Genomic DNA, 14,442 nt, shown 5'->3' on the forward strand with positions numbered 1-14,442 from the left:
AGACGAAAACTACAATTTAGGTAGACCGCCGTATGCCATGAAAGTGGCACGTACGGTGCGGATCGGGGGAAAAGTTGGAGATAAACTCAAAGACTTACCTATCGACAATAACAGTTTTATTCGTTAAAGCAAATAACCGTCCAGCGGAACAAGCAGTTAGTGTAAAATTATATGAGGCATTTTTAGCAAACTATAAAGAAGCACACCCAAATGATACAGTAGTAGAACTTGATTTATATAAAGAAGAATTACCATATGTAGGCGTAGATATGATTAATGGTACATTCAAGGTAGGTAAAGGATTTGATTTAACAGAAGAAGAGGCAAAAGCAGTAGCAGTTGCTGATAAGTATTTAAATCAATTCCTAGAAGCTGATAAAGTTGTTTTCGGCTTCCCATTATGGAACTTAACGATTCCAGCAGTATTGCACACATATATTGATTATTTAAACCGTGCTGGTAAAACGTTCAAATATACGCCAGAGGGTCCAGTTGGCCTAATCGGAGATAAGAAGATTGCATTATTAAATGCAAGAGGCGGCGTATATTCAGAAGGTCCAGCAGCTGAGGTAGAAATGGCTGTTAAATATGTAGCAAGTATGATGGGCTTCTTCGGCGCAACAAACATGGAAACAGTAGTTATTGAAGGGCATAACCAATTCCCAGATAAAGCAGAAGAAATCATTGCTGCAGGTCTTGAAGAAGCAGCTAAAGTAGCAAGTAAATTTTAATTAAAAGTATAATCGTCACTCGAAAAAACAGCATTAACATGTAAACGTTAATGCTGTTTTTTTATATTTTTAGTTCATCAGCAAGTTTTTCTAATGTATTTCGATCTTGTATATAATATGTTCGGCCTTCTTTTCTTAAATAATTTTGTTGGCAAAACTGATTTAATACATATAAAAGATGACGGTAGCTGACATTTAAATATTCCGAGGCCTCGGTATGCTTTTCTATATAACAATTATTTTGCTCTGTTAATAAAATAAAAGCAGCTAATCGATTTTCAAAAGGATAACTATAGTTTTTTGCGTAATTTTCAGTGCGAGTAATTGTCTTTTCTCCAATAAATTTACATAAGTGCTGTAAAAACGTTGCATCTTGTAATAAAAGTTGCTGACAATCTTTAAGAGGAAGTGCCAAACACACACAATCTTCTAGTACTTCAACGGACTTAGTAATATTTTCTACTCCTATTAATCCTAATTCCCCGATAAAAGATGGTGCTTGAATAAAATTAATTAATGAAACCTTCCCGTTTTTATGACTCATATATATTTTTGCCTTCCCAGAAATTAAGTAATAGAGATAAGGGAGAGTATTTCCTTCGCTACATATCATCTCTTTCGTTTGAAAAGAATGTAGCTCTACATATGGCAAGACATGAAATGAAAATAGGGTATGGAATTGATGGATTTGCATGTATTGATAAATTTCTTCCTCATTTTTGCTGATTTTCATATTTTCACCCCTATGTATAGTATGAGATATCTCCTATTATCTTTACAAGAAGGAATGATACGATTTATGTAAATTTGTTTTTGTAGAAAAGAGAGTGTGATGAGTTTATGAAAAAATATAAAACATTGCTATTTGATGTAGATGATACATTATTAGATTTCCAAAAGGCTGAAAAAGTGGCTTTACGGGTGCTTTTTGAAGAGAAGGGAATCCCTTTAACAGACGAGATAGAGGCTCGTTATAAAAAAATAAATAAAGGTCTTTGGGATGCTTTTGAAAAAGGTGAACTATCACGCAATGAAGTTGTAAATACACGATTCTCTCTGTTGTTTAAAGAGTATGGAGAAGAAGTAGACGGAATATTATTGGAAAATAATTACCGTAACTACTTAGAAGAAGGAAATCAACTCATGCAAGGTGCGTTTAAATTTATAAATCAAATTCAAGGGGAGTATGAGTTGTATATAGTGACAAATGGTGTTTCTAAGACGCAAGATAAACGTTTGCGTAATGCAGGGTTACATTCATTGTTTAAAGATGTTTTTGTTTCGGAAGATACAGGTTTTCAAAAGCCGATGAAAGAGTATTTTGATTATGTTTTTGAACGGATTCCTAACTTTGCACCTGAAGAAGGGCTGATTATTGGAGATTCATTAAGCGCGGATATTAAAGGTGGATATGTAGCGGGAATTGATACTTGTTGGTTTAATCCAGAAAGGAAATTAAATGATAGTGGGATTATACCGACATATGAAGTGCATAATTTTGAGGAGTTAGAAGCGTTATTAAAGCAGCATGTGTAATAAAAAAATAGGCAGTGGAGCTTTCATCCCCACTGCCTATTTTTATTAATTTTTATTTTCGTTATGTTTTGGCAGCGGAAAGGCATTCCCGATAGCAGCTGCACCAAGCATGGGCAATAGTAAATTAAGCGGGAAAAACATAAGTAATAGTAATGTTATAGCTATTGGCTTTCGTAACGCATAGCTTGAAATTGCTGTCGTTACGATGGCAACAGATGCTACTGGATCTATAGGAAGAATAGATGCTACAGCGTATCCGATACTTGACCCGGAAAATATAATTGGGAAGATATGTCCACCTCGCCACCCTGTGTTCAAACAAACGGCAGTAATGCACAACTTTAAAATCCCTGAAAGAAGTAGTATCCAAAAAGATAAATGGCTCCATTCAACAACTAATTCTTTTAATTGATGTTCCCCTGAAAATAATGTGTACGGAAGAAAAGTTCCCGCAATTCCTAATAAAATACCACCGATAATTCCGAGTGTCAGTTTGTATTCCCTAAAAGGGTGAATTAACTTCTCTAATGTGAATTCTAACTTGAAATAAAAGAAACCAACTATAGCACCGATACTAGCAAGTGGAAGAAATGCGATCCATTCATTGAAAGAAAGTGCACCTTCCCCAAAATCAACAATAAAGGATCCACGATTATCGAGTTTACTCAGTAGTAAATAAACAGAAAAACCTGCGAAAGTAGTAGCTAAGTATACAATCGCCTTTTTTCCTTTAGAAAAAGCAGCAATTTGTTCCCCCTCATTTTCATTTGGTGCTAAATAACCGAATAATGGTGCGTTAAAAATGACACTTAAAGTAGCTCCAATTCCGATCTCGGTTAGCTCATTCATACCCTTTAAGGCAAATTTAAAGCGATCCCCTACCCATGTGCACAGTCCGCCTATAATTCCAACTAGTGCGGCTTCTGGACCAAGACTAGCACCGAAAATTAAAACAATAATCGCTGTTAAAGTAGCCTGATGGACAAAGCGATATTCGATTCGACCAGTTTTTTTATATTCAGCCATCACTTCAGGCATAAGGCGTGGGTATGTACCGAAATGTTTTTGTGATAGACCAACAAGGACCCCGCCAATTATTGTTACGCAAAGGGTGTAATAAGAGGGAAAAGAGAGAACTTCAGGCAAGTATCCCCAAATAAAGTGGATTCCAATATTTATTGTGACTAAAAATAACCAGACTGTAGCTCCTACTATAGATCCTAGAAGAATGCCATATAGAGCAAGTATGTACTGCATATCTTTTTTATTTGTCATGTTATACCTCCGTTATGTAAATCTTAGTAGGTAAAAAAGTGAAATACACTAGTGAAAAATGGATTGAATATATATAGTATCTTTTTGAGAAGATGGCCTATTCAACATATAGGCTAACTTTAGGGGAATTTGAATTTATAGGTTAAATTACTTATTTAATTTTATAGACTGATTTGAGGTTTTTAAAGGTCTTTTTTGAAATAGACTAGAATATATTTCTTTTGTTGCTTTATATGAAACTGTTAACATTTATTTTAGAACATTCAGAAAAAAAGTTTGACATTAGGAAATTATTGCTATAAAATCAACGGTAATTGCATAGTCTTATCAAGAAAAGGTGGAGGGACAGGCCCGATGAAACCTTGGCAACAGCCGTATAACGGAATTGTGCCAAATCCTGCAGGTAATAATCCTGAGAGATAAGAAAGAGCCTTTAGAGCGTGTTTTCAAACTGCTCCTTTCTTGTTTTCAGGAAAGGGGCAGTTTTTTATTTTGTATAAAAGAAAGGAGAATGAGAGATGGGAGAATCATGGGGAAAAGGAACAATTTGTGTGCAAGGTGGCTATACGCCAAAAAATGGTGAACCACGTGTTTTACCACTTTATCAAAGTACAACATATAAATACGATACTTCAGATGATTTAGCAGCCCTATTTAACTTAGAGGCAGAAGGATATATTTATACACGTATTGGAAACCCTACTCTAGCCGCATTTGAGCAGAAGTTATCAGATTTAGAAGGCGGTGTAGGAGCTGTTGCAACGGCTTCTGGGCAAGCAGCTATTATGCTCGCAGTTTTAAATATTTGTAGTAGTGGGGATCATTTACTTTGTTCTTCAACGGTTTACGGGGGAACGTTTAATTTATTTGGAGTGAGTTTGCGTAAACTGGGCATTGATGTTACGTTCTTTAATCCAAATTTAACGGCAGATGAAATTACGGCGCTTGCTAATGACAAGACGAAACTTATCTATGCAGAATCGTTAGGAAATCCAGCGATGAATGTTTTAAATTTTAAAGAATTTTCAGCTGCTGCTAAAGAATTAGAGGTACCTTTTATCGTTGATAATACATTAGCAACTCCTTATTTATGCCAGGCGTTTGAACATGGGGCAAATATTATTGTTCATTCTACGACGAAGTATATCGATGGGCATGCGAGCTCCTTAGGCGGTATTGTAATTGACGGTGGAAACTTTGATTGGACAAATGGAAAGTATCCTGAACTTGTTGAACCAGATCCAAGTTATCACGGTGTAAGTTACGTTCAAAACTTTGGTGCAGCAGCGTATATTGTGAAAGCACGTGTTCAGCTATTAAGAGATTATGGAAATTGTATGAGCCCATTCAATGCATATATTAGCAATATTGGCTTAGAAACATTGCATTTACGAATGGAACGTCATAGTGAAAATGCTCTTGCAGTTGCTAAGTGGCTTGCTAATCATGAACGTATTGAATGGGTGAATTATCCGGGCTTAGATAGTAATGAAAATTACTCATTGGCACAACAGTACTTGAAAAAAGGTGCTAGTGGTGTTTTAACTTTCGGTATTAAAGGCGGATTAGAAGCAGCAAAAGAATTTATCGCAAATGTAAAACTAGCAACTCTTGTAACACACGTAGCTGATGCACGAACTTGCGTTATACATCCTGCTAGTACGACGCATAGACAATTAAATGCTGAAGATCAGCGTTTAGCTGGTGTTACATCTGATTTAATTCGTTTATCAGTTGGTATAGAAGATGTTTCTGATATTATTGCAGATTTGGAAGCAGCTCTAGTTGGGGGCAAAACACATGCCGATCATAATTGATAAAGATTTACCGGCTCGCAAAGTGTTACAAAAAGAAAATATTTTTGTAATGACGAAGGAGCGAGCGGAAACACAAGATATACGCGCTTTGAAAATTGCTATATTAAATTTAATGCCAACGAAGCAAGACACAGAGGCGCAATTACTTCGCTTAATTGGAAACACACCGTTACAATTAGATGTTCATTTGCTTCATATGGAATCACATCTATCTCGTAATGTAACGCAAGAACATTTAACAAGCTTTTATAAAACGTTTCGTGATATTGAAAATGAAAAGTTTGATGGGCTCATTATTACAGGAGCGCCAGTGGAGACCCTTGCTTTTGAAGAGGTAGATTATTGGGAAGAGCTTAAACATATTATGGAGTATTCAAAAACGAATGTAACATCTACGCTCCATATTTGCTGGGGAGCACAGGCTGGCTTGTACTATCATTATGGTGTTCCAAAGTATCCCCTTAAGGAAAAAATGTTCGGTGTATTTGAACATGAAGTTTGCGAGCAACATGTGAAATTGTTACAAGGATTTGATGAATTGTTTTTTGCTCCGCATTCTCGTCATACAGAAGTACGAGAGAATGATATTAGAGGAGTGAAAGACTTAACATTGTTAGCAAACTCTGAAGAAGCAGGTGTTCACCTTGTTATTGGGCCAGAAGGAAGGCAAGTGTTTGCCCTTGGACATAGCGAATATAGTTGTGAGACGTTAAAACAAGAATACGAACGAGATCGTGACAAGGGATTAAATATTGATGTGCCAAAAAACTATTTTAAACATAATAATCCAGATGAAAAGCCGCTTGTTAGGTGGAGGAGTCATGGTAATTTATTGTTTTCTAATTGGTTGAATTATTACGTGTATCAAGAAACCCCTTATATATTGTAAAGAAAGATTGTGTAACACGTGGCAACGTTTTCCTTGTAAAGATTAACCTTTATTTTTCCGAATGTTCAAAATACATTGTTTTTCAGATTTTTTACTCATATAATTTCATCTAAACACAATTTTTGAGGGGTGGACAGTACTATGAAAGAAATTCAAGTTGGGTTATTAGGTCTTGGGACAGTTGGCAGTGGTGTGGTTCGTATTATTACGGATCATCAAGAACGACTCATACACCAAGTAGGTTGTCCAGTGAAGGTAACGAAAGTATTAGTGCAAAACATTGAGAAAGAGAGAGAGGTAGAGGTACCTTCTACTCTATTAACACAAGATGCAAATGAAATTTTAGATAATCCAAATATTGATGTTGTCATTGAAGTGATGGGTGGCATTGATGATGCAAAATCATATATTTTACAAGCTTTAAAAAGCGGAAAGCATGTTGTAACTGCAAATAAAGACTTAATGGCATTACATGGAGCTGAATTATTAGCGACAGCAAAAGATAATAAGGCTGATTTATTCTATGAGGCGAGTGTGGCAGGGGGAATTCCAATTTTACGCAGTATCGTAGAAGGACTTTCCTCAGATCTTATTACGAAAGTAATGGGAATTGTAAATGGAACGACAAATTTTATTTTGACGAAAATGTCAGACGAAGGGAGAGCATATAACGACGTGTTAAAAGAAGCCCAACAACTTGGATTTGCAGAAGCAGATCCAACATCAGATGTAGAAGGTTTAGATGCAGCAAGAAAAATGACGATTTTAGCTACTCTCGGTTTCTCTACAAATGTAGAGCTTGGAGACGTGAAAGTAAAAGGGATTACCTCTATTACAGAGGAAGATATTGAATATAGTAAGAGCTTAGGTTATACAATTAAATTAATCGGTCTTGCAAAACGAGATGGTGAAAAATTGGAGGTTACAGTTGAACCAACTTTACTTCCAAATACACATCCTCTTGCGGCAGTACAAAATGAATATAACGCTGTGTATGTGTACGGTGAAGCAGTTGGGGAAACGATGTTTTATGGACCAGGCGCAGGAAGTTTACCAACAGCGACAGCTGTTGTTTCGGATTTAGTTGCTGTAATGCAAAATATTAGATTAGGGGTAACAGGAAATAGTGCTGTAGTCCCACAATATCAAAAAGTATTAAAAGAGCCAGACGAAATTGTCGTGAAAAAGTTTTTAAGACTGCATGTAAAAGACGAAATTGGTGTATTTGCAAAAATTACTTCATTGTTCTCTGAGTGCGGAGTTAGCTTTGAGAAAATTATTCAAATGCCGCTTGAAGAGAAAGGAAAGGCTGAAATTGTAATTGTAACGCATCGTGCGTCTCTTGCTGATTATGATTATATTCTACATACGTTGCAAGGGTATGAAGAAATAGATTGTTTGAAAGCGAACTATCGAATTGAAGGGGATGCTAAGTAGTATCCTTACCATAAAACAGAAAGAGCCTATTAAGCAGCTTGCTTAATAGGCTCTTTTCTATTTAAAATCTGCGTACCAACTTGAATAAATGCTTGGATAATCCAGCCTGTTGTAAAGGATAAGATGATTGTTCCAAAATAGATAGGTCCGTCTAATAAAAAGCTTAACGTTAAAAATAAAAAGGCTAATGAAATCTCTGTTCTTCTAAACGTCCATTTTTTCTTCTCAGCAACCGTTAAAACGAAAGCTTCTTGAGGCGCTGCGCAAAGGTTTGTAGAGACGTAAAGACCAATTCCAGCTCCAACGAATAGATTTCCGCAAATAAGTGTTATATATTTTGGAAGAGAGCGGATAGCGTCCATAATAGTTGTAATGGAACCAATCCAATCAACAAAAAGAGAAATAAGAACCATCGTTACAATTGTACCTATTGTAATTTGTTTTTTATTCCAAAAGAGTACGATAAGTGTAAAGGCAAAGTTAATCATAAAAATCCAAAAACCAATACTTATGCCAAAATTTTGATATAGTGCAATAAAGAAGGAATCATAAGGGCTAAGTCCAAAGGAAGTAATTGTCGTCATCATATTAATACCGATGGCAAGAATGAGTAAACCGCCAATGAAAAATATATATTCTAATTTGAATCGAAGCATAGTTGTATATCCTTTCTAAATGTATTTGCTAGGAAAGGATATATTGTGGAAAGCTTACCAGGTCAAGGGAGAATTTTTGTGAGAAGGGGAAAATGAGATGACAAATATAAGAAAGATTGCTGAACTTGCTGGAGTATCTGTTTCAACTGTTTCACGTGTACTAAATAATCATCCGTACGTAAATGAACAGAAACGAAAAGAAATTTTAGCGATTATAGAAGAATTAAATTACACGCAAAATGTGAATGCAATTCATTTAGTGAAAGGAAAAACGAATGTAATTGGCGTTTTATTGCCACACGTAAATGATCAATATTATAGCGCTATTATCGAGGGGATATCAAAAGAGACAGCAAAGAATAATTATAATATGATGCTTTGCCAGACGAATTATAGCGAAGAAAGAGAACTAGAGATTTTAAATATGTTAAAAATGAAAAAGCTTGATGGGGTTATTATTTGTTCTCGGGCAAATAGTAAGGAGAAGCTTGAAGAATATACAAAATTCGGCCCGATTGTTATGTGTGAAGAAATAGATTCAAAATGCATTTCAAGTGTCCATATCGATTACTACAAAGTATTTTCACTTGGGATGAAAAGCTTAATAGATGCCGGTCATACACATATTGGATATTGTATTGGAAGAAGTAATAGTGTTAATAGCCAAAGACGAAAGAAGGCATATGAAGATTCGCTTCAACAGAGTATCGTAACACCGTTAGAGACCTGGAAATTTGAGGGTTGTTTTACAGTGGAAGATGGACGCAATGTAATTAGAGAATGGGCTCATATGTCAGTAAAACCGACGGCGTTCCTTGTATCTTGTAACCATATTGCAGCGGGGATGGTTACAGAAGCAAAAAAACAAGGAATTCGTATTCCAGAGGATATTACGATTATCGGGTGTGATGATCAAGAGGTGGCAGATATATTGGGTATAACGACGATTTCGCATTCTAGTAAAAACGTTGGAGTAAAAGCGTTTGAATTATTATATGAAAAGATTAATGAAGAGAAATTAGATGTGAAGCATATAGAGTTATTACCAGAGTTAGTAAATAGAGAAACGACGTAATTGAGAAGGTGTGAAAATCGCTTTTCAAAATTTCGTTTGGTATAATTATGGACAATCTATGAGGGCTAAAAGGGGTTTTGATATGAGATCAAAAGTAGTAAAAGTAATTCTACTCATTACAATTGCATCTTTCTGTTTATTTGCATATGGCTTTGTTTCAGGTGTAAATGATGTATTAAATCCGAAAGCTTCAAATTTAATTAAAAAGACCGATGTAGTGGCAAAAGAGAAAAAGAAAACGGGAACGTTACAAATCGTTAGTTTAGGTGATTCATTAACGCGTGGCGTTGGTGATAAAGAAGGAATTGGCTATGTTGGGCGAATGAAAGAGGATTTACAAAAAGATTATAAGCAAAAAATTGCATTAACAAATTTAGCAGTTAGTGGTGCAAAAATGCCCGATTTATTAAAACAAATTGAAAGTAATGGCGCTCAATATTCAATTAAGCAAGCAGATGTAATCGTGTTAACGATTGGTGGGAATGATTTGTTCCCAGGCTGGGAATCGCTTGGGAAAATAGATTTAGAGACGTATCGTCCTGACACAGAAACGTTTCAAAATGAAGCAAAGAAAATTATAGAAGAAATTCGTAAATTAAATACAGATAGTCCGATTTTTTGGCTTGGTTTATACAATCCTTTTGAAGATGTAGAAGATTTAAAAGGGTCTTCAAACATTGTTGTGGACTGGAATGCATCTTTAGAGAAGTTAGCGCTAAACGATAAAAATGTGTATATTACACCGACATTTGATTTATTCCAAAACCGTGGGAAAGATTTATTATACTCTGATCATTTTCATCCGAACGAAGTAGGTTATACGTATATGGCAGAACGTTTAGTTCAAAATGTTGTAAGTAAATTAAAACTAGAACAAGGAGGGGTAAAATGACGACGATACTTTCCGTACGAGATTTGAAGAAGGTAATTGGAAAGAAGACTCTTGTAGAGAATATTTCCTTTGATGTAAAGCAAGGAGAAGTGTTCGGGTTCTTAGGACCAAATGGTGCTGGAAAGACGACTACCATTCGAATGTTAGTCGGATTGATTAAGGCGACAGAAGGTACGATTTCTATTGGTGGTTATTCGATTAAGGAAAATTTCAGAGAAGCGATGCGTCAAATTGGGAGTATCGTTGAAAACCCAGAGTTGTATACATATTTAACGGGATGGGAAAATTTAAAGCAATTTGCTCGTATGTTAGGTGATATATCAGATGAACGTATTATTGAAATTGCTGAAATGGTTCATTTAGATGAAAGAATTCATGACAAGGTAAAAACGTACTCACTTGGTATGAAACAACGCCTTGGAATTGCGCAGGCGCTCCTTGGGAATCCCAAATTGCTCATATTAGATGAGCCAACGAATGGTTTAGATCCAGCAGGGATTAGAGAACTTAGGGAATTTATACATAAGCTTGTAAAAGAAGAAAATATGAGCGTGTTTATTTCAAGTCACTTGCTAAGTGAAGTGCAAATGATATGCGATCGCGTTGCTATTATTCATAAAGGAAAAATGATAACAGTTGCCAAGGTTGAAGAATTAATTAAAACAGCAAGTGATCGTGTAGAATGGATTGTTACACCAATTTCTAAGGCGAAAGATATGCTAGAAGCGGCCGAAGAAGTAAGGGAAGTGAGTGTAGAAGGCGATCGATTACTATGCCGCATGGATATTGCATCTATAAGTAGTTGGAATAAACACTTTGTCGAAAATGAAATAGATGTACATAGCGTTAAGGAGCTTGTATTTACGCTAGAAGATTTATTTATTGAACTCACAAGGGGTGAGCAGCATGCGTGAATTTGCGAATCTAGTTTTAAATGAATCAGAAAAGATTTACCGCAAGAAACGTATTTTTGTTGTCATGCTTATTTTAGCAATCTTGATCCCGCTTTTTGTGTATGCGCAGTATCGTGAAATAGAAACGACACAAAAAAGACTCGGTACAACTGATTGGAAGGTTTCATTGCAACAGCAAATTGTTGATTCTCAGAACCGGTTGAACAATTCTAGGTTGCCAGAAGAATGGCGTGATTGGTTAAAGGTAAGAGTTGAGCAACAACAATATTATTTAGATCATGATATTAATCCGATGGCACCGGGTGCACCGACTTTTGTCAGAGCATTTATTGAACAAGGAATTACATTATTTATTCCGCTTCTTGTAATGATTGTAGCCATTGATATCGTTTCAGGAGAACGAAGTGATGGGACGATGAAGATGTTACTTACGCGGCCAATTCGGCGTTGGAAAATACTCCTTAGTAAATACGTGACGATGTTATTTTTCATTTCGCTCATACTGTTTCTTGTAGGTTTGTTTGCTTACATATTATCAGGGCTTGTATTTGGATACTCGGGATGGAATTTACCTGTTTTAACAGGATTTGTTATTGATAAGGAAACGCTAAATACGAACTTTGTGCATCTTATTCCGCAGTGGCAATACATCTTAATGGCGTATGGACTAGCATGGTTTGTTGCTATCGTTGTCGGAACTATATCATTTATGGTCTCTGTTTTAATTCGTAATACACCAGCTGGTATGGGCGTTATGCTAGCTGCATTAATTGCAGGCGGTATTTTAAGCTCGTTCGCAACATCTTGGGAAGGCGCCAAATATATTTTTAGTGTGAATTTATCATTAACGGATTATTTATCAGGAAAATTACCTGCATTACAAGGTTTATCGATGGGATTTTCTTTGATGAATTTAACTGTTTGGGCAGTTGTTTCTCTTGTTATTTCGTTCGTAGTATTTACAAGACAGGATATGGTGAATTAATTAGACAGGAAGTGACAGTATGGAAAATGTTTTAAAGAATGATTGGGAGCCACTATTGGCACCAGAATTCGAGAAAGAGTATTATCTTACTCTATCCAGTTTTTTGACAGAAGAATACAGCACGCATGTTGTTTATCCGAAGGTAGAAGATATTTTTAACGCTCTTCAGTATACAAGTTATGAAAATACAAAGGTTGTTATTTTAGGACAAGATCCATATCATGGACCGAATCAAGCGCATGGTTTAAGCTTTTCTGTGCAACCTGGTGTTAAAACACCACCGTCATTGTTAAATATGTATAAAGAACTTCGAGATGAATATGGTTATGAAATCCCGAATAACGGTTATTTAGTAAAATGGGCGGAACAAGGAGTATTATTACTAAATACCGTATTAACAGTTCGTCAAGGCGAAGCAAATTCTCATAAGGGAAAAGGATGGGAGCACTTTACAGATCGTGTAATTGAACTGTTGAATGAACGTGAAAAGCCAGTTATTTTCATATTGTGGGGGCGCCATGCGCAGGCGAAGAAGAAGTTAATTACGAATCCGAATCATCATATTATCGAATCTGTACATCCAAGCCCATTATCGGCAAGACGTGGTTTCTTTGGTAGTAAGCCATATTCTAAAGTAAATACGATTTTAGCTAATATGGGCGAAAGAGAAATTGATTGGGAAATTCCAAATTTATAAATAGAAAAGGTAGTTAACAGTCGTTAACTACCTTTTTATTATTATTGTTGCTCGTTCTTTAATTTTGCATCTAGTACAAAAGTGCCAAATGGGATAACTGATGAAACAAATGCTCCAAGTGCCCATAAAATTGATTTACGGTGTACGATTGTTACTTGAATTACTGCAAAGATGAATAGAATAAATAGAACACCATGAGCCATGCCTGTAATTTTAACAGCTGTTGCAAATCCTGCGAAATATTTCAATGGCATTGCTACAAATAATAGTAATAGGAAAGAAATACCCTCAACTAGTCCAATTGCTCTTAATCGTCCGATTGGTGTAGATAACATAAAGTAGCCTCCTTTAACGTATGCTTGTATATAGTAAATTTGTATTCTTTTTCAAAATAAAATAGTCTATTTTGTTTCATTATATACAAAAAGAAAGTTTACACTACGAGAATAGTGCAAAGTTCAAAATATAGTCACAAAAGCATGAGAATTTAAATAAAAACCTATTTGAAGTATTTGACTTCAAATAGGTTTTGTGAATGAAAATATTAAACAAGTACATCCGTTTTTAAAACGAATTTCTCTACAACTTTTGCAACACCATCGTTCATATTTGTATCTGTTACGTAGTTTGCAATTTCTTTAATATCATCAGGTGCATTGCCCATTGCAACGCCAAGACCAGCAAATTCAATCATCGCTTGGTCGTTATAGCTATCGCCCATTGCGATAACTTCTTCACGCTTAATGCCAAGCTTTTGGATCAGTTTGTTTAAGCTCGTTCCTTTTGTAACACCAGCTTCAGTAAATTCTAAGAAGAATGGTTTCGAACGCATCACGCTTAATTGGCCTTCTAGCTGTTTTTGTAGTTTCTTTTCAACTTCAACAAGGCGTTCAGCTTCTTTATTCATTAATACTTTTACTACGGGCTCTTTAACTGCAGCTTTAAAGTCATCTACTACAACAATTGGCATACCAGTAATATCGCCCTCAATTTCAGTATAAGGATTATTTTCTTCCGTTACGATATCATCGCCCATATAAGTATGAATCCATACATCTTCAGTTTGACTAATTTCAAATAGGTTGTGAACGATTTCAGGAGATAGTGTACTACTAAAGATTTCTTCGTTTGTTTTACAGTTAATAATTTTTGCACCATTAAAAGATAAAATGAAACTGCCGTATTCTTCTAAACGAAGTTCTTTCGCTACATTGCGCATACCGAACGTTGGACGTCCAGAAGCAAGTACAACCTTTACGCCTTGCTCTTGTGCAGTCATTAACGCTTCTTTCGTACGAGGTGAAATAGTATGGTCATCACGTAATAAAGTATCATCTAAATCTAAAACAATCATTTTATAAGTCATATAGAAAATTCCTTTCTTTAATTGAAATCAAAATACATGTTCATGAAGAGATTGAGGAATAATAGTAAGACATCAAACCTCTTTGAAAAGAAGTAGGTAAATTATTATGAGTGTGTTGCTCATAATATTGGTTAATAATCATTGGGGATGAATAAAACCCCAATGATTAAAG

At 35.5% G+C, this 14,442-nt stretch carries 15 protein-coding genes and 1 riboswitch; of the genes, 10 read left to right on the forward strand and 5 right to left on the reverse strand.

Annotated features, from left to right (window positions below; all coding sequences use genetic code 11):
• Nucleotides 1-107: 107 nt before the first annotated feature.
• Nucleotides 108-731, forward strand: coding sequence for an FMN-dependent NADH-azoreductase (locus tag ACS2CR_RS22825; protein WP_309567883.1), 624 nt, complete (start codon nucleotides 108-110; stop codon nucleotides 729-731).
• Nucleotides 732-792: 61 nt separating this feature from the next.
• Here ACS2CR_RS22825 and ACS2CR_RS22830 read toward each other — a convergent pair whose 3' ends face one another.
• Nucleotides 793-1,464 (reverse strand): transcriptional regulator YeiL, encoded by a 672-nt coding sequence (locus tag ACS2CR_RS22830; protein WP_000703312.1) that lies wholly within the window; start codon nucleotides 1,462-1,464, stop codon nucleotides 793-795.
• 107 nt (nucleotides 1,465-1,571) lie between these two features.
• Between ACS2CR_RS22830 and ACS2CR_RS22835 the strand changes: the two genes are divergently transcribed.
• On the forward strand, nucleotides 1,572-2,267 hold the full coding sequence (locus tag ACS2CR_RS22835) for a YjjG family noncanonical pyrimidine nucleotidase (protein WP_053513769.1): 696 nt from the start codon (nucleotides 1,572-1,574) through the stop codon (nucleotides 2,265-2,267).
• A 45-nt stretch (nucleotides 2,268-2,312) separates the two neighbouring features.
• Here ACS2CR_RS22835 and ACS2CR_RS22840 read toward each other — a convergent pair whose 3' ends face one another.
• Nucleotides 2,313-3,542: a chloride channel protein gene (locus tag ACS2CR_RS22840; RefSeq protein ID WP_000182464.1), complete on the reverse strand. Its 1,230-nt coding sequence runs from the start codon at nucleotides 3,540-3,542 to the stop codon at nucleotides 2,313-2,315.
• A gap of 321 nt (nucleotides 3,543-3,863) precedes the next feature.
• A riboswitch (SAM riboswitch) is annotated at nucleotides 3,864-3,968 on the forward strand.
• A gap of 92 nt (nucleotides 3,969-4,060) precedes the next feature.
• Here ACS2CR_RS22840 and ACS2CR_RS22845 point away from each other — a divergent pair.
• The 3 genes from ACS2CR_RS22845 (at nucleotide 4,061) to ACS2CR_RS22855 (ending at nucleotide 7,685) form a co-directional block, all read left to right on the forward strand.
• The gene (locus tag ACS2CR_RS22845; protein ID WP_000504780.1) at nucleotides 4,061-5,359 is read left to right on the forward strand and encodes a bifunctional O-acetylhomoserine aminocarboxypropyltransferase/cysteine synthase; all 1,299 of its coding nucleotides are present in this window, start codon (nucleotides 4,061-4,063) and stop codon (nucleotides 5,357-5,359) included.
• Nucleotides 5,343-6,248, forward strand: coding sequence for a homoserine O-acetyltransferase MetA (gene metA / locus ACS2CR_RS22850; RefSeq protein ID WP_001121538.1), 906 nt, complete (start codon nucleotides 5,343-5,345; stop codon nucleotides 6,246-6,248). Before ACS2CR_RS22845 ends, metA begins: the two co-directional genes overlap by 17 nt.
• A gap of 141 nt (nucleotides 6,249-6,389) precedes the next feature.
• A complete protein-coding gene (locus ACS2CR_RS22855) occupies nucleotides 6,390-7,685 on the forward strand; it encodes a homoserine dehydrogenase (protein ID WP_016111042.1) in 1,296 nt (431 codons plus the stop codon).
• A gap of 29 nt (nucleotides 7,686-7,714) precedes the next feature.
• Here ACS2CR_RS22855 and ACS2CR_RS22860 read toward each other — a convergent pair whose 3' ends face one another.
• Nucleotides 7,715-8,341 carry a YczE/YyaS/YitT family protein gene (locus tag ACS2CR_RS22860; RefSeq protein WP_000943411.1) on the reverse strand — a complete coding sequence of 209 codons (627 nt, stop codon included), beginning with the start codon at nucleotides 8,339-8,341 and terminating at the stop codon, nucleotides 7,715-7,717.
• 97 nt (nucleotides 8,342-8,438) lie between these two features.
• Here ACS2CR_RS22860 and ACS2CR_RS22865 point away from each other — a divergent pair, with 97 nt between their 5' ends.
• From ACS2CR_RS22865 to ACS2CR_RS22885, 5 genes are read left to right on the forward strand one after another with little or no spacing between them, the layout of a single operon-like run.
• Complete coding sequence (locus ACS2CR_RS22865) at nucleotides 8,439-9,416, forward strand: LacI family DNA-binding transcriptional regulator (RefSeq protein WP_000181959.1); 978 nt, start codon at nucleotides 8,439-8,441, stop codon at nucleotides 9,414-9,416.
• Nucleotides 9,417-9,426: 10 nt separating this feature from the next.
• Nucleotides 9,427-10,308 (forward strand): SGNH/GDSL hydrolase family protein, encoded by an 882-nt coding sequence (locus ACS2CR_RS22870; protein ID WP_002022849.1) that lies wholly within the window; start codon nucleotides 9,427-9,429, stop codon nucleotides 10,306-10,308.
• On the forward strand, nucleotides 10,305-11,222 hold the full coding sequence (locus ACS2CR_RS22875; RefSeq protein WP_000207719.1) for an ABC transporter ATP-binding protein: 918 nt from the start codon (nucleotides 10,305-10,307) through the stop codon (nucleotides 11,220-11,222). The genes ACS2CR_RS22870 and ACS2CR_RS22875 overlap by 4 nt, the downstream gene beginning before the upstream one ends.
• The gene (locus tag ACS2CR_RS22880) at nucleotides 11,215-12,207 is read left to right on the forward strand and encodes an ABC transporter permease subunit (protein ID WP_001206477.1); all 993 of its coding nucleotides are present in this window, start codon (nucleotides 11,215-11,217) and stop codon (nucleotides 12,205-12,207) included. Before ACS2CR_RS22875 ends, ACS2CR_RS22880 begins: the two co-directional genes overlap by 8 nt.
• A 19-nt stretch (nucleotides 12,208-12,226) precedes the next feature.
• Complete coding sequence (locus ACS2CR_RS22885) at nucleotides 12,227-12,904, forward strand: uracil-DNA glycosylase (protein WP_000432520.1); 678 nt, start codon at nucleotides 12,227-12,229, stop codon at nucleotides 12,902-12,904.
• Between the two features lie 41 nt (nucleotides 12,905-12,945).
• On the opposite strand, the gene ACS2CR_RS22890 is transcribed toward ACS2CR_RS22885, so the two are convergent.
• Complete coding sequence (locus ACS2CR_RS22890; RefSeq protein WP_000953396.1) at nucleotides 12,946-13,239, reverse strand: DUF3817 domain-containing protein; 294 nt, start codon at nucleotides 13,237-13,239, stop codon at nucleotides 12,946-12,948.
• Nucleotides 13,240-13,448: 209 nt separating this feature from the next.
• A complete protein-coding gene (locus tag ACS2CR_RS22895) occupies nucleotides 13,449-14,270 on the reverse strand; it encodes a Cof-type HAD-IIB family hydrolase (protein WP_000221395.1) in 822 nt (273 codons plus the stop codon).
• Nucleotides 14,271-14,442 lie beyond the last annotated feature (172 nt).

The sequence above is a fragment of the Bacillus cereus group sp. BceL291 genome (assembly GCF_051776705.1).
Classification (GTDB): Bacteria; Bacillota; Bacilli; order Bacillales; family Bacillaceae_G; genus Bacillus_A; species Bacillus_A cereus.

What these genes read in the sequence shown, in the direction of transcription:
- ACS2CR_RS22830 (WP_000703312.1), bottom strand. Translation starts at nt 1,464, where the DNA reads ATGAAAATCAGCAAAAATGAGGAAGAAATTTATCAATACATGCAAATC.
- ACS2CR_RS22835 (WP_053513769.1), top strand. Translation starts at nt 1,572, where the DNA reads ATGAAAAAATATAAAACATTGCTATTTGATGTAGATGATACATTATTA.
- ACS2CR_RS22840 (WP_000182464.1), bottom strand. Translation starts at nt 3,542, where the DNA reads ATGACAAATAAAAAAGATATGCAGTACATACTTGCTCTATATGGCATT.
- ACS2CR_RS22845 (WP_000504780.1), top strand. Translation starts at nt 4,061, where the DNA reads ATGGGAGAATCATGGGGAAAAGGAACAATTTGTGTGCAAGGTGGCTAT.
- metA (WP_001121538.1), top strand. Translation starts at nt 5,343, where the DNA reads ATGCCGATCATAATTGATAAAGATTTACCGGCTCGCAAAGTGTTACAA.
- ACS2CR_RS22855 (WP_016111042.1), top strand. Translation starts at nt 6,390, where the DNA reads ATGAAAGAAATTCAAGTTGGGTTATTAGGTCTTGGGACAGTTGGCAGT.
- ACS2CR_RS22860 (WP_000943411.1), bottom strand. Translation starts at nt 8,341, where the DNA reads ATGCTTCGATTCAAATTAGAATATATATTTTTCATTGGCGGTTTACTC.
- ACS2CR_RS22865 (WP_000181959.1), top strand. Translation starts at nt 8,439, where the DNA reads ATGACAAATATAAGAAAGATTGCTGAACTTGCTGGAGTATCTGTTTCA.
- ACS2CR_RS22875 (WP_000207719.1), top strand. Translation starts at nt 10,305, where the DNA reads ATGACGACGATACTTTCCGTACGAGATTTGAAGAAGGTAATTGGAAAG.
- ACS2CR_RS22880 (WP_001206477.1), top strand. Translation starts at nt 11,215, where the DNA reads ATGCGTGAATTTGCGAATCTAGTTTTAAATGAATCAGAAAAGATTTAC.
- ACS2CR_RS22885 (WP_000432520.1), top strand. Translation starts at nt 12,227, where the DNA reads ATGGAAAATGTTTTAAAGAATGATTGGGAGCCACTATTGGCACCAGAA.
- ACS2CR_RS22890 (WP_000953396.1), bottom strand. Translation starts at nt 13,239, where the DNA reads ATGTTATCTACACCAATCGGACGATTAAGAGCAATTGGACTAGTTGAG.
- ACS2CR_RS22895 (WP_000221395.1), bottom strand. Translation starts at nt 14,270, where the DNA reads ATGACTTATAAAATGATTGTTTTAGATTTAGATGATACTTTATTACGT.